Origin of the sequence: Streptomyces sp. NPDC086023 (assembly GCF_044540325.1) — a bacterium.
GTDB lineage: Bacteria > Actinomycetota > Actinomycetes > Streptomycetales > Streptomycetaceae > Streptomyces.
Window position 1 is genome coordinate 34709 of the sequence record NZ_JBITRX010000019.1, and the last position, 20055, is coordinate 54763.

The window sequence follows — 20055 nt, forward strand, 5'->3', positions numbered from 1 at the left end:
CTTCGTCTCCGGTCCCGGCAGATTACCTGTCAGGAACGCTTCACAAGCCCGCGGCACTGCGGCTACATTCACGCCACCCGTTTACCTAACACGGTTAGATTTATCGATGGGGTGATCATGAGCGAGGGCATGGACCAGCCGGCCGACGCGGACACGTCACGGCTGCGGGACCTCGGTTACCGCCAGGAGCTGCGGCGCAGCCTCGGCATCCTCGGCAACATTTCGATGGGCTTCGCGGTCGTGTCACCGGTGGTCGCCCTGTACGCCGTCTCGATGGTCGGCACGACGGTCGCCGGGCCGATGTGGGTGTGGGCTCTGCCGCTGGTGCTGGCCGGGCAGTGCCTGGTCGTCAACGTGTACGCCGAGCTGTCCGCGCAGTGGCCGCTGGCGGGCGGCCCGTACCAGTGGGGCAGGCGGCTGCTGGGGCCGGCGTTCGGCTGGCTCGGCGGCTGGGTCTGGCAGTTCGCCGTGATGTTCGGCAACACGACCGTCGCGTACCTCGCCGCTCCCTGGGTGTACGCCCTGTTCGGCGCGGTCCCGACCCCCGGCGGCCTGGTCGCGACGGCCGTCGGCATCCTGCTCGCGGGGATGCTGGTGAACGCGTACGGGATCACCGTCCTGCGGCGTTTCGTCTCGATGGGCATCGCGGCCGAGGCGGTGGCCTCGGTACTCGTCGGGCTCGCGCTGCTGCTGTTCTTCCGGGAGCACGGCTTCGCCCTGTTCACCAGGACGCTGGGGGCCGAGGCACTGTCCGGCGGCTCCACCGTGCTGGGCCTGCTCGCAGCGGTCGCCGTCGCGGGGTGGGCGTTCATCGGCTTCGACGCCTGCGTCTCCACCGCCGAGGAGACCAGGGACGCCGGGCGCCAGGTGCCGCGCGCCATGTGGTGGGCGCTGCTGAGCGTGGGCACGGTGGTGGTCCTCAACGCCATGGCGGTGGCGCTCGCCCACCCGCGGCCCGCGGACGTGGTGGCCGGACGGGACCTGGACCCGGTGACCACCGCCGTGGTGCACGCCTTCGGCGGCTGGTCCGACAAGCCGTTCGTGGTGGTCGTCCTGATCGGCTTCCTCGCCTGCGCGGTGGCGTCCCAGGGCGGCGCGGCGCGCGGCCTGTTCTCGCTGGCGCGGGACGGGGTGTTCCCGTTCTCGCGGCAGGTGCGCAGGGTCAACGGGCGCCGGGCGCCCATCGGCGGCCTGGTCGCCTCCACCCTGATCAGCGGCTCGGCGCTCGCCCTGGGCCTGAACGCCACCGCCATCGGCGCGCTGATCGCGTTCGGCACGGCGGCGACGTACCTGCCCTTCTTCCTGGTGTCGCTCGCGGCGTTCGTCGCCCGGGTGCACGGCACGTGGGTGCCGTCGGGGCACATCCGACAGGGCGCCAGGGGTACGGTCCTCAACGCGCTGGCCGTGCTGTGGACCGCCTTCGAGGTGGTCAACGTCTGCTGGCCGCGGGCGGTGCTGGCGCCGCCCGGCGCCCCCTGGTACCAGGTGTGGGCCGCCCTGCTGGGGACCGGCGTGGTGCTCGGCAGCGGGCTCCTCTACCTGCTGGTCAAGCGGCCGCAGGACCGCCTGCGCGACGGCGCCACCGGCCCGCTCCCGGCCCCGGCGGCGTGCCACGCAGAGGGCGCCGCGGCACCGGCCGCCCCCGAGGGGGCCGGGCGCGCCGCCCACTGACGGGACGTCACCCTCCGCCGGAGCCACGCGCGTACGCCCGTACCGCGCGGGGCACTCGGCCGTGCCCCCACGCCCCTTGGGTGAACGCACAATGGATTCGGCAGCATTGAGCCGTACTATCCATCGATTCCCAAGTTACCTGCGGGTTTTACTTTCGGAACATCGCCCCGCAGCCTTGCGTACGGGTGGTTCCTTCCGCCAGGATCAGTGCCCGTCGGGCCGTGGAACGGCCCGTTCCGCCTCGGCTCCCGGCCGCGCACCGGCAATCCCCGTGCCATCGGCCGTCCCATGCCCGCCCCATCCGCGCGGCCGGCCGCACACCTGCCCTGAGGCTTCCCCCCTCTCATTCACCTACCCTCAGGCAAGGCAGAGATGGCTCCTTTGACCGCGCGCCGCAGAACCCCCGCATCCGTCCACCCCGTCGACGAGGTGCTCCCCCTCCCCAAGCTGTCGCTCTACGGCTTCCAGCACGTCCTCGCGTTCTACGCCGGGGCGGTCCTCGTCCCGGTGCTCCTCGGCAACAGCCTCGGCCTGCCGCGCCACGAGCTCGTGTACCTGATCAACGCCGACCTGGTCACGGCCGGCATCGCCACCGTCATCCAGGCCTGGGGCTTCTGGCGGATCGGCGCCCGGCTGCCGCTGGTCCAGGGCGCCACCTTCACGGCCGTCTCCCCGATGATCGCCATCGGCCAGGGCGCGGGCGGCGGCACCGCCGGACTGCTCGTGGTCTACGGCGCGGTGATCACGGCCGGCGTGGCGACCTTCCTGCTGGCCCCCTTCGCCGGCCGGCTCGCCGTGTACTTCCCGCCGATCGTCACCGGCACCCTGCTGACCGTCATCGGCGTCACGCTGATCCCGGTCGCGCTCCAGGACGTCGGCGGCGGCGCCGGGCTCATCGGCGGCCCCGGCTACGGCGACCCGGCCCATCTCGCCTACGCGGGCGGCACGTTGGCCTTCATCCTGCTCGTCACCCGGTTCGGGCCGCCCGCGCTGCGGAGCGTGGCCGTGCTGCTGGGGCTGGTCGGCGGCACTGCCGTCGCCTGGCTGTGCGGCGACGCCGACCTCGGCGCCGTGGACCAGGCGGAGTGGTTCGGCGTCAGCACCCCCTTCCACTACGGGATGCCGCAGTTCTCCCTCTTCCCGATGCTGGCGATGGTGGTGGTCATGATGATCACCATGGTGGAGACCACCGGTGACGTGTACGCCATGGGCGAGATCACCGGCCGCCACGTCGACGGTGAGACGGTCGGCCGCGCACTGCGCGCCGACGGCGTCGCGACCGTCCTCGGCGGCGTCTTCAACTCCTTCCCGTACGTGGCCTTCGCGGAGAACATCGGCCTGGTCCGGATCTCCCGCGTGACCAGCAGGTTCGTCGTGGTCGCGGCCGGCCTGTTCATGATCGCGCTCGGGCTGGTGCCCAAGGCCGGCGCCGTCGTGGCCTCCGTCCCCCACCCGGTGCTCGGCGGCGCGGCCGTCGCGATGTTCGGCATGGTCGCCACCGTCGGCATCCAGATCCTCGGCAAGGCGGACCTCAAGGAGGAGCGCAACGCGCTGATCCTGGCCGTCAGCCTCGGCGCGGCGATGCTGCCCGCCGTGGTCGGGCCCTTCTTCGAGCGGATGCCCACCGAGATACGGGCCGTGCTGGGCAGCGGGATCACGCTCGGCAGCCTCACCGCCGTCCTGCTCAACCTCTTCTTCCACCGCCGGGCCGACCGCGGGTCGGGCGAGGAGATCGACTGGGACGCGCTGACGGAGGCGGACACGCCGGCGGGACGGTGACCGGCCCGTGTCCCCGAACCCCAGTCCCAACCCGTCGCCGTACCCGCCCTTCTCGCCCGCCGAGGCCCGCGCCGCCCGCGCGCGCATCGGACTGACGGTCCACCAGGTGGCGGCGCACATGGCCCAGTTGGGCCTGGACCGCGGCTACGGGGCGGTCCTCGCCTGGGAGTCGGGCGCGGCCGCCCCCACCGAGCCGGAGCTGTTCGCCCTCGCCGACGCCCTGTGGTGCCCGGTCGCGGTCCTGATGGCCCGGCGGCCCGTCACCCTCCGGGAACACCGGCTGGCCCGGCAGTTCACACCGGACCGCCTGGCCCTGCGCATCGGCATGGCACCGGAGGCGTACGCCCTGGCCGAGCGGGAGCACCGCTGGTCGGGCGACGACCGGCAGACCCTGCTGCTGGCGGACGCGCTGGGCATGGGCCCGGAGGAGGTACGGGCCCTGGTCGCCCGTACCTCCGAACTCGACCGGCTGCTGCGCCAGGCCGTCGAGGGCCGCTGGAAGCAGTACGTCGACCCGCTCGCCCGCCTCGCGGAGGCCGACCGGGCCGGGGTCGGCCGGGCCCTGCGCACGCTGCACCAGGAGTACGCCCGGTTCAACGAGCGGTACCTCGGGCACCTGGTCGCCCGCAGCGGCGACGAGCGCCTGCGCGAGGTCGCGGCCGACCGGGCCGCCTGGCTCCGCGCCCTCCCGGACCGCTTCCGCCACCTCGCCGCCGGGGGCTGACCCCGGCGGCTGCCCGCGTCACGGCCCGAAGGGCGTCCCGGACGGCGACGCCGTTCGCGGCTCGCCGTTCGCCGTCTGCCGCCCGCCTCCCCGGGCGGCAGGCGGGCCGCACGCGCTCGACGGCGGCGGGACCCCTGCCGTGTGGGCGCTCCGGCGCCGACCGCACGGGTGACCAGCCTCTCGCGTCCTCGGAGTACCGGCATCCCCACGGCCCGCCATCACCCGAACGGCCGCACCCGCCCTGCGCGTCGCCCCGCCGCGTCCGAGCCTGGTGCCCAGCCACCACACCCCAGGAGGGCACATGGCATCGATGGACGTCCCGGCCGAACTGCCGAAACGCGCGGCAGTCCGGACAGCCGCGCCGCCCACCCTCACCTGGGTGACGCTGGCGCTGATGACGACGGCGTCGGTGGCCAGCCTGCGGGCCGCGCCGACCATGGCCGTGTACGGCCTGGCCTGCGTCTTCCTCTATCTGCTCCCCGCGGTCGTCTTCCTGCTGCCGACCGCGCTGGTCTCGGCCGAACTGGCCTCCGGCTGGTCGGGCGGCGTCTACCGGTGGGTGGCCGAGGGGCTCTCGAAGCCGCTCGGCTTCCTCGCCGTGTGGTGCCAGTTCGCCATGACGATCTTCTACTACCCGAGCCTGCTGGCCTTCGTCGCCTCGACCATCGCGTACGTCATCGACCCCGCACTGGCGTCGAACGGCGTGTACACCGCGATCGTGATCATGGTCTTGTACTGGACCGGCGTCTGGGTCTCCTCCCGCGGCACCAAGGCCCTGGCGGGCCTGTCGAGTTGGGGCCTGATCATCGGCACGCTCATCCCGGGCACGATCCTGGTCGTCCTGGGCATGGTCTTCCTCGGCCAGGGCAACCCCTCGGCCGCGCCCATGACCAGCAGCCACCTGCTCCCGCAGTGGACCGGTCTGGCGAGCCTCGTCCTGATCGTCAACAACTTCCTGTCGTACTCCGGCATGGAGATGAACGCCGTGCACGTCTCCTCGCTGAAGGACCCGGCGAAGGAGTACCCGAAGTCGATGTTCCTGGCGATGGGGCTCGTGCTGCTCATCTTCATCCTGCCGGCGCTCGCCATCAGCTGGGTCGTCCCGGCGGACCGGCTCAGCCTCACCGCCGGTGTCATGCAGGCCTTCGAGGCCTTCTTCTCGTACTTCGGCGTGGGCTGGATGACCCCGATCGCCGCCGTCATGCTGATCTCCGCCTCACTCGCCGGCATGCTGACCTGGCTGGCCGGTCCCTCCAAGGGCCTGCTGGAGATCTCCCGCAGCGAGGGCTACCTGCCGCCGTTCCTGCAGAGGCTCAACAAGTACGGCATCCAGCAGAACATCCTGGTCACCCAGGGCATCGTGACCTCGGTCATCGCCCTCGGGTACGCGCTGATCCCGGACGTCTCCAGCGTGTACTGGATCTTCTCGACCATCACCACGCAGGTGTACCTGATCGTCTACCTGCTGATGTTCGCCGCGGCCATGCGCCTGCGGAAGACCAAGCCCGACCACCCGCGCGGCTACCGCGTCCCGGCGCTCGGCCTGGTGTGCGTGGTGGGTCTGCTCTCCTCCCTCGCGGCCCTCGTGATCGGCTTCGTACCGCCCTCGCAGTTCGGCGGCAGCAGCGTGCTGCAGTACGTCGTCATCGTCGGCGGCGGCCTGGCCATCCTGGGCTTCCTCATCCCGTACGCCTTCCTGAAGCTGCGCAAGCCGAGCTGGCGCACCGCGGACGCGGGGTCCACCGACACGGCGGGAGGCCCGTCATGAGCCCCACCCGATTCGCCTCCGAACACAGGTGGCTCTACATCGGGGCCATCGTGGTGCTGGTCGGACTGGTGATCACCGGCCTGATCCGGTTCAGCAGTGTCAGGCACACCAACGAGACGGCGAACAAGGCCAACCAGCTCAGCGACGCGCTGGTCGCGGCCGGCTACCCGGCCCCCGACAAGGAAACCGTCGAGCAGACCCTCGGCACGGACGGCGGCGCGGTCTGCGAGGACCCCGGCAGCGCCCTGAAGCACGGGCTGTACCGCATCCAGCAGCTCTCCAACGGCGCGACCGGGCCCGGAATGCGGCCGGTCATCGCCGACTCCAAAGCGGTGGCCGTGGAGCGGATCGTCCTCCAGGTGTACTGCCCCGACCAGGTCGACGACTTCGACGAGGCGGTCGAGGACCTGAAGACCGACGACACGGTGAAGAGGTGACGCAGCAGATGGACCCGCAGTCCGCCCAGTCCGCCCAGTCCGCCCAGTCCCCCCATGCCTCGCAGACCTCCCCGTCCGCCCGGCCCACCGGGAGCGACGGCCTCGCCGCGAGGATCTCCGCGCTCATGCCGCGCGCGCAGCAGGACCTCGCCGAGCTGGTGGCCATCCCGTCGGTCGCCGACCCCCGCCAGTACCCGCCCGAGGAGTGCCGCCGGGCCGCCCAATGGGTCGCTGACGCCTTCGCGGAGGCCGGGCTGGAGGACGTACGGCTGGCCGAGACCCCCGACGGCAGCCACGCCGTCATCGGCCACCGCCCGCCCCCGCCCGGGGCGCCGACCGTCCTGCTGTACTGCCACTACGACGTCCAGCCGCCCCTCGACGACGCCGCCTGGACCACCCCGCCCTTCACCCTCACCGAACGCCCCGACGGCCGCTGGTACGGGCGCGGCACCGCCGACTGCAAGGGCAACGTCGTCATGCACCTCACCGCCCTGCGCGCGCTCGGCGACGACATACCCGTGGGCCTGAAGTTCGTCGCCGAGGGCTCGGAGGAACAGGGCACCGGCGGGCTCGAACAGTACGTCGTCCAGCACCCGGAGGAGTTCCGCGCCGACGCCCTGCTGGTGTGCGACACCGGCAATGCGGAGGTCGGCACCGGAACCGCCACCATCACCCTGCGCGGCCTGGCCAGCCTGGTCGTCACCGTCGACACCCTGCGCGGCGAGATCCACTCCGGCATGTTCGGCGGGCCGGCCCCGGACGCCCTGGCGGCCCTCGTCCAGATGCTGTCCACGCTGCGCGACCCGGCGACCGGGGCCACCCGGATCGACGGGCTCGACTGCGAGGGCACGTGGGACGGCGTCGGCTACGAGGAGGAGACGTTCCGCGCAGACGCCGGCGTCCTGGACGGCGTACGGCTGACCGGCACCGGCACCGTCGCGGACCGGCTCTGGGCGCGCCCCGCGGTCACCGTCCTCGGCATCGACTGCCCGCCGGTCGTCGGTTCCGCGGCCGCCGTCCCGGCCACCGCACGGGCCCGCGTCAGCCTGCGCGTACCGCCGGGGACCGATCCGGAGACCGCACGCGAGGCCCTCACGAAGCACCTGACGGACGCGGCGCCGTGGGGCGCGCGGGTCTCGGTCGAGACCGAGGGCACGGGCTCGCCGTTCCGCGCCGCCACCGACGGCCCGGCGTACGCCGCGCTGGGGTCGGCGATGCGGGAGGTGTACGGCAAGGAGCTGGCCTTCCTCGGCCAGGGCGGCTCGATCCCGCTGTGCAACGTCTTCGCCGCGACCTACCCGGAGGCGGAGATCGTCCTGATGGGCGTGGAGGAGCCGCGCTGCCTGATCCACGCCCCGAACGAGAGCGTGGACCCCACCGAGATCCAGCACATGGCGCACGTGGAGGCCCTGTTCCTCCAGACCTTCGCCGAGCACCGCTGACCCCGCGGCACGGTGCCGCCCCGGCCCCCTCGGGGGGCTGGGGCGGCACCGTGCTTCGTCGTCTCAGTACCTCAGGGCGTTCTCGACCTCGGCCGTCACCTGCCCGTCCAGCTGACGGTGGCTCTGGGCGGTCCCTTCCCCGGTCCCGCCCGCGGCGACGTCGTCGACCGTCACCACCACGGTGTCCAGCAACTTGCCGCCGTCCCCCTTGAACACGACCTGCACGCCGAAGGACTTGGCGGCGTCGGCGGTGTTCCGCACGGTCACCTTCACGGTGGTCCGTCCGTCCGCGTCGGTGGAGACCGACCCGAGCGTCACCTCGCCCTTGGCGTCCACGCCGTCCTTGATCTCCTCCAGCTTCTTCCCGGCCTCGGCCGTGGCCGACGCGAGCACGTCGCCCGCCTCACTCGCCAGGGAGGAGCCGACGGAGGACAGGGCGGACGCCGCCTTGCTCGCCGCGTCGGAAGGCGCACCGGAGTCATCCGAGCACCCGGCCGCACCCCCCAGCAGCACCACTGCCACCCCCGCCCCCGCCACTCCCCGCTTCCACCGCACCACCATGCCGCCTCCGTTCGCGCGTACCCGTCGCCCCGCCTGAGCAGGGCCCGCCCTCCAGGCAACCCCGCGCCCCCACCCCCGGCGACCGGACTGACCCGACCGGGTGACACGTGACCCACGCCACAACGACCGGATGTCACAGCGCGCCCCCCGGCACCGTCCCGTGACCGAGCCCTTCCGAGCCCGCGCACCCGAAAGCCGAGGATCCACCCATGACCGACCGCGCGACGACCGACCAAGCGACGACCGACCGCCCGACGAGCATCCACCCGGCGGCCGGCGGGCCCCAGCCGGCCACGAAGCCCGTCACCGCCTCCCCCCGCCTCGACACGCTCCTCAAGACCACGGCGGCGCTGCAGACCCTCACCCTCTTCTTCCAGGCCGCCACGGCAGGAGCACTCCTGGCCTCCCCCACCGCCCACGACCTGCACCACGTCGGCTCCCGCGTGATGTACGGCGCGTCGATGCTCTACCTCCTGGCGACGGTCCTGGCCTGGCGCCCCGGCGGTGCCTCCCCCCGCCCCGCCCTCCACGCCACGCTCTTCCTGGCCCTCGCCACCGCCCAAGTGGTCCTGGGCATAGCCCACGTCCCCTCCCTCCACGTCCCCCTGGGCACTCTCCTCTTCGCTCTCAGCACCCTCACCCTCGTCAACCGCCTCCGCCCCGCCCCGGCGGTCCCGCTCAGTCGGACCGGGCGGGGGCTCGTAGTTCGATCCGGTATCCACCGTCCGGGGTGGGTTCGGCGGTGAGGGTGCCGTCGAGCAGTTCGGCGCGTTCCCTGAGGCCGATGAGGCCGTGGCGGGCGCTGGGCAGGGCGACGGACGGACGGGTGGGGGCGGTGTTGGCGATGGTGACGCCGAAGTGGTGCGCGTCGTGCCACAGGCGTACGTCGGCGCGGGCTCCGGGGGCGTGCTTGCGTACGTTGGTGAGGGCCTCCTGGACCGTGCGGTAGACGGTCCGCTGGGCGGTGGTGCCGATGTCGGCCGGAAGGTCTCCGGCCACGGTCGTCTCGATGCCGCTGTTGGCGATGAGCTGCCGGAGGTCCGCGAGGGTGGGTTGCGGGGCGAGTTCGGTCTCCCTGCCGCCGGAGGCGCGCAGCAGGGTGACCATGTGGCGCAGTTCGTCGAGGGTGTTCGCGCTGAGGGTGCGGATGGTGCGGGCGGCCTCGCGGGCGTCGGGGTCCCTGGCCGCGACCTGCAGGGCTCCGGCCCGGACGGCGATGAGGCTGACCTGGTGGGAGACGACGTCGTGCATCTCGCGGGCCAGCTGGGCGCGTTCGCGGGCGAGGACGGTCTGTGCGTGCAGGGCGCGTTCGTGCTCCCGGGCCTCCTTGACCTCGACGAGCCGACGGGCCACGTCGTGTCTGGCCTGGACGAGTTGCCGAACAGGACCGGGGCGGCGGCCGTGGCCAGGGTGTAGACGAACTGGACCAGTGTCCAGGTCCGGTCGTCGCCGGTGAACCCGTCGGAAAGCGGCCAGGCGAGGGTGCCCGCGGCCGCGTTCAGCAGGCGCAGCCGGCCAGCAGCGGGCGGTTGCGGGTGGACGCCGCCAGTGTGTACAGGGCGGCGATGGGCGCGACCGCCACGTCCATGAACAGGGTCATGGGCAGGGTCAGCAGGAAGACGGTCAGCGGAAAGCGCCTGCGGAGGAGCAGCGCTGCACTGCCGAGGGCGGCGCAGGCCCACATCAGAGCGGTGCCCCCGCCGAAGAGGTTGATCCACGCGTCGAGCGCGGCCAGCACCACGAGGCCCGCGTCGACGGCCCAGGGCGGCACCCGCCGCCACGGCGCCCGGCCCGTGCTCATCGACCGTTGCCCCGGGTCGTGTCGTCGTCGTGGCGGGTGAGCAGTCCGGCGCGCTCGGCGAGGAGTGCCGCCTGGACACGGCTGGAGACCCGCAGCTTGGTCAGGATCGAGCTGACGTGGTCCTTGACGGTGCCCACGCTCAGATGGACGCGGGTGCCGATGTCGGCGTTGGACAGCCCTTCCGCGACCAGGACGAGGACGTCGCGTTCCCGGTCGCTGAGCAGGCCGACGCGCGCCGTGTCCGCGTCCTGGGGCGCTCCCGGGCCCGGGTGGCTGCGCAGCAGCGCGCGCGAGGCCTTCGGCGACATCACGACCCCGCCGGCGGCCAGGGTGCGCACCAGCTGGGCGAGCTGTTCGGGCTCGGTGTCCTTGAGCAGGAAGCCGGAGGCTCCCGAGCGGAGCGCGGTGAGGATGTACTCGTCGGTGTCGAAGGTGGTCAGCATGGCCACGTGCGGCGGTTCGGGCAGCGTCTGGAGCTGCCCCAGAACGGTCAGACCGTCCACGTCCGGCATGCGGATGTCGAGGAGGACGACGTCCGGCCGCTCGCGCCGGACGACGTCGGCCGCCTGCGCCCCTTCGGCGGTCGCCACGACCTCGATGCCGTCGGACGCGTTCAGGATCATCTGGAAACCGGACCGCACCAGGGCCTCGTCGTCCACCACCACTACCCGGATCACCGGAGTCCCGCCTCACACTCTCGTCTGCGCCGTCCCGCTGCCCGGCGACCCGTGCGTCCGGGGGTCCCACGTGCGCACCGGGCTCGCCTGACGTCGACCGTACGTCGGGCAGGGTACGGGGTGGCGTGATCACCCGAGGACTGCGGACGCCCGGCGGGTCGGCTCCAGCCGTTCGGGGAGTGCGCTCCGGCCGGTCGGCGGGGGTGCGACCGAAGCCTGCCGGATGGTCCGCTCCCCCGCCCCGCCGGGAGATTCCCGGTATGACACGGATACGACCGCCGCAGGAGACCTCGGCTCCGCCGGAGCACACGCCGCCACTGCCCGCCGCCTCGTCCGAGCCCGTCGGGAAGCCCTCGGGCGGCCCCTCGACGGGGCGTCTGGTCGGGGTGGACCTGGCCCGCGCCCTGGCGGTGTTCGGCATGTACATCGTGCACATCGGCCCCGCTGTCGTCCACACACGGCGCCGGCACCTGGGTCCGGTACCTGGCGGACGGGCATTCGTCGGTCCTGTTCGCCACCCTCGCCGGGTTCTCGCTGATGCTGATCGCCGGCCGCCGTGAGCCGAAGACCGGCCTGGCCGGCCGGCAGGCGAAGGCCCGGATCGCGATCCGCGCCGTGGTCCTGCTGGCCCTGGGCACCGTGCTGGCAATGGCGTACGGGGGCGTGATCATCCTCGGCTTCTACGGCGTGTACTTCCTCCTCGCCCTGCCCCTGCTGCGGCTGTCGGCCAGAACACTGGCGATCACTGCCGCGGGGCTCGCGCTCGTCACGCCGCAGTTGGCGTTCTTCCTGAACTCGCTGGTGAGCGAGTCCGTCCAGCAGACCGTCGACGCCTACGACCCGCTCAAGAAACTCAGCGAAGTGGGCCTGCTCGATCTGCTGCTCACCGGCTTCTACCCGGCGGTCACATGGATGTCGTTCGTCGTCGCCGGCATGGCGCTGGCCCGCCTCGACCTCTCGGCCGTCTCCGTCCAGAGGCGCCTGGGGGCTCTCGGTGCCGCCCTGACGGCCGGCGCGTACGGCCTGTCCCTGCTGCTGGCGGGCAAGGACGCGCTCCGGAGCATGGCGGAGGACGGGAAGTCGTCCGCCGGTTCCGCGGCGGCGCCGTCCTTCGGCGACGGGTCCTTCGAGGCCCCCCGGCGGGCGGCCTCGGAACTGCTGTCCGCAGGGCCGCACAGCGGCACCACGTTCGACATCGTCGGCAGCGTCGGCGTCGCCATCCTCGTGATCGTCGGGGCGACGGTGCTCATGGACCGCCTGCCGCGCCTGCGCAGCCTGGCGAAGCCCGTCGTTGTTGTGGGCACCATGTCCCTGACGGCCTACGTCGGCCACTTCCTCGCCCAGTCCGTGCTCGGCGTAGCGGCCGGCGAGAGCAGCCAGACGTCCTGGATCCCCGTGCTCGCGTTCATCCTCGGGGCGATCGTGTTCAGCGCCGTCTGGTCCCGCTTCTTCCGCCGCGGGCCGCTGGAGGAGTTGCTCCACCGGGCCACCAAGCCGGCGAAGTACGTGCGTTGACGAGGTGGAGCCACAGAACCGGCAGCCCCCGCCGTGCGGCGGGGCTGCCGGCCGGTGCGGCACCCGCGTCACCCGACGGGACGCTCCGCCGGGAGCAGGAGCTGCGTCGCGGCGAGGTGTGCGTACAGCTCGTCTCGGTCCACCAGCTCCTCGTGGGTGCCGATCGCGCGGACCTCGCCGGCGTCCATGACGACGATGCGGTCGGCGTCCGTCACCGTCGAGAGGCGGTGGGCCACCACCAGGACGGCGGTCTCGCGGGCGGTCTCGGCGACGACGTCCCGGAGCGCCAGCTCGTTGACCGCGTCGAGCTGCGAGGTCGCCTCGTCCAGCAGCAGCAGCCGGGGCCTGCGCAGCAGCGCGCGGGCGATCGCGACGCGCTGGCGCTCGCCCCCGGACAGCTTCGAGCCGCGGTGCCCGACGAGGGTGTCCAGGCCGTGAGGGAGCCGCTCGACCAGCGTGTCGAGCCTGGTCCGGGAGAGTACGGCCCGGATGACGTCGTCCGTCGCGCCCGGCGCGCTGAAGACCAGGTTCTCCCGCAGTGTGCCGGCCAGGACCGGTGCGTCCTGCTCGACGTACCCGATGACGGAGCGCAGTTCGGACAGCGGCCACTGGCGTACGTCCGTGCCGTCGATCAGGATGCGCCCGCCGGTCGTCTCGTAGAACCGCTCGATGAGCGAGAAGACCGTCGACTTGCCCGCACCCGAAGGCCCGACGAAGGCCGTCAGCCCGGCACCCGGCACCTCGAAGTCCACCCGCCGGTGGATGTACGGCAGCCCGGGCCCGTACCGGAAGGAGACGTCCTCGAAGCGGACCGACGCCGGCCGCCGTACGGCCGTCGCCCCGGCCCGCACCGGCTGGTCCGCGGCCGGCGGCTCCGCCGCGAGGCGGTCCACCTCCTGGATCCGGGAGATCGCGGCCGCGCCCTCCTGGTATGCGGTGGCGGCCTCGACCAGCCTGTACACCGGGAGGCGGTCCACCTCCTGGATCCGGGAGATCGCGGCCGCGCCCTCCTGGTATGCGGTGGCGGCCTCGACCAGCCTGTACACCGGTTCGATCAGGTAGAACAGGTACAGCAGGAAGGCGATGAGCGTGGAGACGGGGATGTCCCCGGACGCCACCCGCGCCCCTCCGACCGCGAGCACCGCGAGGAACGCCAGCTCGACGGCGAGGTTGTCCGCCGTTCCCAGCAGGGCCTCCCACTTCGCGCCGCGCACGCCGTGCCGCCAGGCCCGCCGGGCCGAGGCTTCGACGCGGGCGGTCTCCCGCTCCTCGGCACCGGAGGCCTTCACCGTGCGGAACGCGCCGAAGACCCGCTCCAGGCCGGTGGACATCTCCCCGACCGCGGCCTGGGAGCGTTCGGCGGCGTCCCCGATCCTCGGCATCACCAGGGCGGCGCCCGCGCCGACGACCGCGATCACGACGAGGGTGACGCCGAGCAGGACGACGTCGAGGAGGGCCATCACGACGACCGCCGCGGCCAGCGTGACCGTCCCGGTCGCTGCGTTGACCACGGCCTGGGTGCTGACGGCCCGAAGCAGCGTGGTGTCGGAGGTCACCCGTGACATCAGGTCGCCCGGCTGCATCCGGTCGATCGCCGTCAGCCGCAGCCGCAGCAGCCGGCCCACGAGGCTGCGGCGGGCGGCCAGGACGACCGACTCCGCCGTCCGCTCCAGCACGTAGGCGCCGAACGCCTCGGCCACCGTGCTCAGCAGCACCAGCGCGGTCAGCGCCAGCAGGACGGTGGCGAGCGTGCCGCCGGACGAGAGCCGGTCGACCAGTGCCTTCGTGGCCAGCGGCTGCACCAGTCCTCCGGCCGCCCCCACCAGCGCCAACAGCAGACCGAGCGTCACGGTCCACCGGTGCGGGCGGACGTACCCGTACAGCGCCTTGAGCGTCTCGCGGACGCGCAGGGACTCGGCACCCGTCGTCTCCGGGGCGGATGCGGTCATCACAGGATTCCCTTCCTCTGTGGGGCTGCCCCGCACCTGGTCGGCGGCGGGGCCGTGTCGGCCCGCAGAGGAGTCCCGGCTCAACGAGCCGGTCGGCGAGGGACGGTCGTGGGCCCCTCCTCCTGCGTACGGCGGGTCATGGCCCCCAGACTGGGAGCCAGGGCGCTCCGCAGACCATCCGGTGATCGGCGGGTGGACCCCCGCCGAGTGACCGGAGCAGTCGGCCCGCACCGCAATCGATGCCGTCTGCTCCGACGTCAAGCCGCCCCCCGACCCGGTGGTGCGCTGGTCGGAGGGCGGCTTTCCCTTGCGGATGTCAGCGGGCGCGGATGTCAGCCCGGTGTCCGCTCCGGTGCCGGCGTCAGGACGGGTCCCCGTACTGGAGGCCGCGTCCGTTGGTGCCGACGTAGACGCGGCCGTAGGTGTCGGGGTCGCCGGTGATCACGCCGACGCCTCCGATGGCGCCCCACTGGTGGGCGTCGTCGTTGACGCGGAGCCAGGTGGCGCCCTTGTCGGTGGAGCGGAAGACGCCGGTGACGTCCTTGACGGTGCCGATCAGGTAGAGGGCCTGGTAGGAGGCGCCGGGTGCGGCCTTGCCGAAGCCGAGCGCGGAGGCCGACTTCACCGTGGTGAGCGTGGTGAAGGTGCGGCCACCGTCGGTGGAGTGCAGCAGCCCCCGGGTGCCGCCGGCGATCCACAGGTCCCCCGTGACGCCGGGGACGGCCGTGAGCCGGCCGGCGGGCAGGGTCACGGCGCGGGCGGTGAAGGTCGCTCCACCGTCGGTGCTCGCGTACAGCGTGCCGCCGGACAGGGAGTAGAAGGTCCTGGCCGAGGAGCGGTCGGCGACGACGACGGCGTCGGCGCCGAGGCCGCCGACCCTCGACCAGCTCGCCCCCTTGTCGGTCGAGCGGTACGGGGCCTGACCGGCCTGGGTCCACACGATCGTGGAGCCGTCCGCCGCGAGCGCGACGTGCCCGTCCTGGGCGCCGGCCACCGGCTCGGCCTTGAATCCGTTCCAGTTGCTGCCGCCGTCGGTGGAGTAGGCGCCGTCCTGCTCACCGCCGCGGCCGACGCGGACCATCACCCTGGGGTCCGACTGGGCGAAATCGATGTCGGTGCTGTTGGCCATCGTCGGGTTGCCCAGCCGCCCGGCCGGCACCCGGGTCAGGTCGTCGTGTCGGAAACCGCCCTGGTCGCCCATGGCGGTGACGACGGCGGCACCGCCGGGCGGGGCGATCGCGTCCATCAGCGCGGTCTCCTCCAGGCCCCGGGCCCCCGAGGTCCAGTGGCTGGTGCCGCCGCTGTCGGTGGCGGCGGCGTCCTTGCTGCGCCAGATGCCGTTGCCCGTGCCGTACAGCACGTGCCCGGAGTCGAAGGGGTCGATGGCCAGGGCGGTCATCCAGTGCCCGGTGTGGGTGCCGACGTAGGGAGCGGCGGAGGCGTTCCGCACGGACTTGTCCGCCAGCGCCTTCCAGGTCGTGCCGCCGTCGGTGGTCCGGTAGATCTCGTCCTCGGGCCACCAGCGGTCGAGAGTGGTGACCATCACCGTGGACGGCTTGCGCGGGTCGACGGCCAGACCGGAGAACCCGTATCCGCCCTGGGACGGGGAGACGTTCCTCCAGGCTCCGCTCTTCGGCGTGTGCCTCCACACCGAGCCCGCCGTCACGCCGTTCGGGCCGAGGGCGTCGGTGTACGTCAGGTACAGCGAGCCGTCGCCGGAGACCACGCCGTGCTGCGGGAACCGGCCGGTGGGCTGCCCGGCGACGGCCTGCCAGGTGCTGCCGCCGTCGGTGGAGCGGTACAGCGAGGTGCCCTTGTCGGCGACGCCGACGTAGACCGTGTTGCTGCCGGCCGGGCCGTACGTCACGAAGGAGATGCCCGCGCCGCTGCTCGCCCCGTCCTTGACGGGGAACGAGGAGACCTGCCGCCACGTCACTCCGCTGTCCGTGCTGCGCCACAGGCCGTTCTTGCGGGTGCCGAGGAGGAGGGTGCGGTTGTCCGAGGGGTCGATCACGAGCCGTTCGCCCGCCCCGCGCCCGTCCTCGTTGCCGCCCAGCTTGAACGGCAGGTCGGTGCGCCGGAAGGTGCGGCCCCGGTCGGTGGAGCGCAGGAGCGCGCCGTTGCCGGCCCAGTCGTTGGTGTAGGTGCCGGCCGCGAGGTAGAGCCTGTCGGGGTCGACGGGGTCGGTGGCCAGCGCGTCGATGCCCAGCAGGTTCCAGTCCTTCTCGCCGATCCAGTCGGTCAGCGGGATCCACTGCTCGGCCGCGGCGTCCCAGCGGTAGGCGCCGCCCATGTCGGTACGCGCGTACAGCAGGCCCTTCTCCCGCGGGTTGAACACCAGGCCGGTGACGTACCCGCCGCCTACCACCTGGGCGTTGTTCCACACGTACGGTCCGGTCCCGGGGGCCGGAGCCTCGGCCGTCCTCACCAGCTTCCACTGCTGGTTGGCGCTGCCGTGGCCGGGATACTGGACGACTGCCGCGCCGTCGGCCGCGGAGCCTCCGTACACGTCCAGGACCTGGCCGCTCCTGCGGGAGGTGAGGGTGACGGCGTCGGAACCGCTCACGGCGTCGATGCGCCACTCCTGGGAGGCGGAGGAGCTGTCGGTCTGCTGCTCGGCGGCGGCCGCACTGGCGGTCGAGTCGCCCGCTATGCCCAGCACTTTGCCGCTGTTGCGGTTCACCAGCTCGTAGTAGCCGTCGCCCGTGGACCGCAGCCGCCACTGCTGGTTGGCGGTGTTCTGGTCGGTCCACTGCTGGATGCGGGTCCCGTCGGCGGTCGAGAAGGCGTTGACGTCCAGCACCTTGCCGCTGCGCACCGAGACCAGCCGGTAGTAGGCGTTGCCGTCGACCGTCGCCGCCTGCGAGTCGTCCTGCACGAACAGGAGGTAGGGGACGACGGTGGCGGGCACTCCGAGCGCCAGGATGGTGGCGGTCCTGCGGCGGCGGTGGCGGCCGCGGCGCCCGCCGTTGGTGGGGTTGTTCATGGGGGGTGTTTCTCCTTGTGTGGCCATGGACCCGGTGGATCAGCGCTGCAGGGTGAGGACGCCCGGCCGGTACGGCAGCCGGTCGTAGGGGCCGCCCGCCGTGGGGGACTTGCCCTGGTAGAGGAACTGCAGGTTGCAGGGGTCGATGGTCATGGTCTGGTCGGGGCTGGTACGGATCAGGTCGCCGTGGCTGATGTCGTCGGTCCAGGTGGCACCACTGTTGGCCTTGCCCGCGAAGGGGTTGCTCTCGGTCGCGGCCTGCGGGGTCCACGTCCCGCTCAGGCTGGAGGCGGTGAACGAGCGGAAGTAGCGCCGCTCCTGCGCGCCGCGGGCCTCGACGATCATGAGGTACTGGTTCTGGTCCTTGACCTTGTAGACCTGCGGCGCCTCGAAGAGGTTCTTCGCCGTGTCGCTCATGACCGTCGTGTACGACGAGCCGAAGCTGCCCGGGAAGTTCCCGATCGGCATGCTCGCCCGGTAGATCCTGCCGTTGTCACCGGCGAAGAACAGGTACATGTTCGTCCCGTCGCCGATCAGCGTCTGGTCGATCGGGCCGGTGCCGGAGTCGGGGATGGATCCGGTGAACAGCGGCCGGGGCGCGGACCAGCCGTTCGGGTTGGTGGGGTCGCTCGACGTGCGGTAGCTGAAGGGCGAGGCACCCCACTGGTACGCCAGTACCCAGATGTTCTTCGGCGCGAAGTAGAACAGGGTGGGCGCCACCGCGTTCTGGTTCATCCTGGTCTGGCCGGCCGACGCCATGTCCGACCAGTTCGCGAAGGGGCGGAACGCCATCGAGCCGTACGAGGTTCCCGACGCGCTCGACGCGTAGACCAGGTGCCTGCCGTCCAGGACCACGTGGGTGAAGTCCTTCACCGCGTGCCACCCGTTCGACGGCTGTGCCAGGGCATCCGTCGAACTCCATCTGTACGTCGACGGAAGGGCACACGTGCCGCCTCCCGTCCCCCGGGACAGGGCGGTCCACTTCTGGTTCTTGACGGACGCACAGGTGTACAGCTGGATCCTGGTGCCGTTCGCGACGGCCGCGCCGACGGCGTCGAGGCACAGCCCGGACTGGACGCCGGTGATCGTGCCGTCGGTGTTGAGGGTCCACTGCTGGTTGGCGCCGCCGTTGCAGTCCCAGACGACCACCGGGGTGCCGTTGGTGGTGCCCTTGCCCTTCGCGTCCAGGCACTTGTCGTGGACCTTCAGCTGCCTGGCGGCGGTGTGGGTCCAGCGCTGGTTGGCCTGTCCGCTGCAGTCCCACAGTTGCGCCTGGGCGCCGTTGGCGGTGCTGGCGGCGGAGCCGGGGACGTCGAGACAGCGGCCGGAGCCCACGCCCTTGATCTCCCCGGTACCGTCGGTCGGCTGGGGCGGGGTGGTCCCGGATCCGGACTTGAGAGCATCCATGGCGGCGGTGTACGCGGGCTTGGGCCTGCCGTTGCGGTCGAACAGCAGGGGGTTCTCGCCGCTGCGCCAGGAGTCGCTGTCACGGACGCCCCACACCGTGATGCCGGTGCACCGGGCCACGGACAGGCAGGTGCCGACCGTGTTCGCGTAGTGGACGGGTGACGCCTGGGCGATGTCCAGCTCGGTGATCTGGACATCGACGCCCAGGGCGGCGAAGCCGGCCAGGGTGGTCCTGAAGCTCGCCGGCGGGCCGCCCGCACCGAAGTGGCTCTGGAAGCCGACGCAGTCGATGGGCACGCCGCGTGCCCGGAAGTCCTTGACCATGCGGTAGACGCCCTGGGTCTTGGCGTCCGACCAGTTCTCGATGTTGTAGTCGTTGTAGCAGAGCTTCGCCGCGGAGTCGGCCGCGCGGGCGGTGCGGAAGGCCTCCTCGATGAAGCCGTCGCCCAGCACCTTCTGGAAGACCGAGTCGCGGAGCCGGCCGCTGCCGCCGTCGGCGAACGCCTCGTTGACCACGTCCCAGGCATAGATCTTGCCCTTGTAGTGGGTCATCGCGGTGGTGATGTGGTGGTTCATCACGCTGCGCAGCGTTTGCGCGTCGCGGATGGAGCCGACCCAGGAGGGGAGCTGCGAGTGCCAGACCGTGGTGTGCCCGCGCAGGCGCTGGCCGCGGGCCCGGGCACGGTCGACGATCCGGTCCGCGGGGGCGAAGTTGAAGTTGCCGCGGGACGGTTCGATGGCGTCCCACTTCATCTCGTTCTCCGGGGTGATCATGGTGAACTCCCGGTCGGCGATCGCGGTGTACGCGGAGTCGCCGAGCCTGCCCGCGGCCACGGCGGTGCCGAAGTACCGGCCGGAGGGGGCTGCCTGGGTGCCCAGGCCGGCGGCGCCGGCGGAGCTGGGGAGCAGCGTCACGACACCGGCCAGCACCGTGGCGGCCGACAGTCCTGCGATCAGTGTTCGGCGACGCCGGCGGAGCCGGTGCAGGCCCTTCATGCTTCTCCTCGGGGGGTGCGGTTCACCCTGGGTGCCGTCATCGTGCGGGCATCGGCCGGCGCGGCCTGATCTGCCGCGGGGTGGGTGCGGAACAGGACGTGCGGCCGTTCCTGCGGACCGGTCACCCGGGGTTCGTGGGTGTGTCGCGTCATGGGAGGGCTTTCTTCAGGGGATACGTCAGCGGGGGAAGGTCACCCCTGAAGTGGAGGCCGCCGGACACCCGGTCGCGTAACAGAAAATTCGCGCCGCCCGAGAATCTGCCCGGTGACGCAGGTCGCGGGCAGAAGGCGGTGCCGAGCACCACGGTCTGGTCGTCCCCGCGGAAAGGGCCGATCCCAGGCG

At 72.4% G+C, this 20055-nt stretch carries 12 protein-coding genes and 2 pseudogenes; 8 read left to right on the forward strand and 6 right to left on the reverse strand.

Annotated features, from left to right (window positions below):
• Positions 1-117 precede the first annotated feature (117 nt).
• The 6 genes from ACIF6F_RS29795 (at position 118) to ACIF6F_RS29820 (ending at position 7821) form a co-directional block, all read left to right on the forward strand.
• Positions 118-1671 (forward strand): APC family permease, encoded by a 1554-nt coding sequence (locus ACIF6F_RS29795; RefSeq protein ID WP_399953597.1) that lies wholly within the window; start codon positions 118-120, stop codon positions 1669-1671.
• A 372-nt stretch (positions 1672-2043) separates the two neighbouring features.
• Positions 2044-3450 carry a nucleobase:cation symporter-2 family protein gene (locus tag ACIF6F_RS29800; protein WP_399953600.1) on the forward strand — a complete coding sequence of 469 codons (1407 nt, stop codon included), beginning with the start codon at positions 2044-2046 and terminating at the stop codon, positions 3448-3450.
• 7 nt (positions 3451-3457) lie between these two features.
• A complete protein-coding gene (locus ACIF6F_RS29805) occupies positions 3458-4174 on the forward strand; it encodes a transcriptional regulator (protein WP_399953603.1) in 717 nt (238 codons plus the stop codon).
• 301 nt (positions 4175-4475) lie between these two features.
• Complete coding sequence (locus ACIF6F_RS29810; RefSeq protein WP_399953606.1) at positions 4476-5942, forward strand: APC family permease; 1467 nt, start codon at positions 4476-4478, stop codon at positions 5940-5942.
• Positions 5939-6379, forward strand: coding sequence for a hypothetical protein (locus tag ACIF6F_RS29815; protein WP_399953609.1), 441 nt, complete (start codon positions 5939-5941; stop codon positions 6377-6379). Before ACIF6F_RS29810 ends, ACIF6F_RS29815 begins: the two co-directional genes overlap by 4 nt.
• Positions 6376-7821, forward strand: coding sequence for a dipeptidase (locus tag ACIF6F_RS29820; RefSeq protein ID WP_399953613.1), 1446 nt, complete (start codon positions 6376-6378; stop codon positions 7819-7821). Before ACIF6F_RS29815 ends, ACIF6F_RS29820 begins: the two co-directional genes overlap by 4 nt.
• 63 nt (positions 7822-7884) lie before the next feature.
• Here ACIF6F_RS29820 and ACIF6F_RS29825 read toward each other — a convergent pair whose 3' ends face one another.
• Complete coding sequence (locus tag ACIF6F_RS29825) at positions 7885-8382, reverse strand: hypothetical protein (RefSeq protein ID WP_399953618.1); 498 nt, start codon at positions 8380-8382, stop codon at positions 7885-7887.
• 209 nt (positions 8383-8591) lie between these two features.
• Here ACIF6F_RS29825 and ACIF6F_RS29830 point away from each other — a divergent pair, with 209 nt between their 5' ends.
• Positions 8592-9128: a hypothetical protein gene (locus tag ACIF6F_RS29830; RefSeq protein ID WP_399953621.1), complete on the forward strand. Its 537-nt coding sequence runs from the start codon at positions 8592-8594 to the stop codon at positions 9126-9128.
• Here the strand turns inward: ACIF6F_RS29830 and ACIF6F_RS29835 are convergent.
• Both ACIF6F_RS29835 and ACIF6F_RS29840 read right to left on the reverse strand, forming a co-directional pair.
• Positions 9061-10183: pseudogene (locus ACIF6F_RS29835) on the reverse strand (sensor histidine kinase). The gene ACIF6F_RS29830 and the pseudogene ACIF6F_RS29835 overlap by 68 nt on opposite strands.
• Positions 10180-10806 (reverse strand): response regulator, encoded by a 627-nt coding sequence (locus ACIF6F_RS29840; protein WP_399953837.1) that lies wholly within the window; start codon positions 10804-10806, stop codon positions 10180-10182. Before ACIF6F_RS29840 ends, ACIF6F_RS29835 begins: the two are co-directional and overlap by 4 nt.
• Before the next feature lie 314 nt (positions 10807-11120).
• On the opposite strand from ACIF6F_RS29840, the pseudogene ACIF6F_RS29845 reads away from it, so the two are divergent.
• Positions 11121-12375: pseudogene (locus ACIF6F_RS29845) on the forward strand (DUF418 domain-containing protein).
• A gap of 68 nt (positions 12376-12443) precedes the next feature.
• Here ACIF6F_RS29845 and ACIF6F_RS29850 read toward each other — a convergent pair.
• From ACIF6F_RS29850 to ACIF6F_RS29860, 3 genes are all read right to left on the reverse strand, one after another.
• Positions 12444-14327, reverse strand: a complete 1884-nt coding sequence (locus ACIF6F_RS29850) for an ABC transporter ATP-binding protein (protein ID WP_399953624.1) — start codon at positions 14325-14327, stop codon at positions 12444-12446.
• Between the two features lie 358 nt (positions 14328-14685).
• Complete coding sequence (locus ACIF6F_RS29855) at positions 14686-17310, reverse strand: RICIN domain-containing protein (RefSeq protein ID WP_399953628.1); 2625 nt, start codon at positions 17308-17310, stop codon at positions 14686-14688.
• Between the two features lie 39 nt (positions 17311-17349).
• Positions 17350-19713 (reverse strand): non-reducing end alpha-L-arabinofuranosidase family hydrolase, encoded by a 2364-nt coding sequence (locus ACIF6F_RS29860; RefSeq protein WP_399953631.1) that lies wholly within the window; start codon positions 19711-19713, stop codon positions 17350-17352.
• Between the last annotated feature and the right edge of the window lie 342 nt (positions 19714-20055).

Coding starts and splice junctions, on each gene's coding strand:
- ACIF6F_RS29795 (WP_399953597.1), top strand. CDS start 118: ATGAGCGAGGGCATGGACCAGCCGGCCGACGCGGACACGTCACGGCTG.
- ACIF6F_RS29800 (WP_399953600.1), top strand. CDS start 2,044: ATGGCTCCTTTGACCGCGCGCCGCAGAACCCCCGCATCCGTCCACCCC.
- ACIF6F_RS29810 (WP_399953606.1), top strand. CDS start 4,476: ATGGCATCGATGGACGTCCCGGCCGAACTGCCGAAACGCGCGGCAGTC.
- ACIF6F_RS29815 (WP_399953609.1), top strand. CDS start 5,939: ATGAGCCCCACCCGATTCGCCTCCGAACACAGGTGGCTCTACATCGGG.
- ACIF6F_RS29825 (WP_399953618.1), bottom strand. CDS start 8,382: ATGGTGGTGCGGTGGAAGCGGGGAGTGGCGGGGGCGGGGGTGGCAGTG.
- ACIF6F_RS29830 (WP_399953621.1), top strand. CDS start 8,592: ATGACCGACCGCGCGACGACCGACCAAGCGACGACCGACCGCCCGACG.
- ACIF6F_RS29840 (WP_399953837.1), bottom strand. CDS start 10,806: ATGATCCTGAACGCGTCCGACGGCATCGAGGTCGTGGCGACCGCCGAA.
- ACIF6F_RS29855 (WP_399953628.1), bottom strand. CDS start 17,310: ATGAACAACCCCACCAACGGCGGGCGCCGCGGCCGCCACCGCCGCCGC.
- ACIF6F_RS29860 (WP_399953631.1), bottom strand. CDS start 19,713: ATGAAGGGCCTGCACCGGCTCCGCCGGCGTCGCCGAACACTGATCGCA.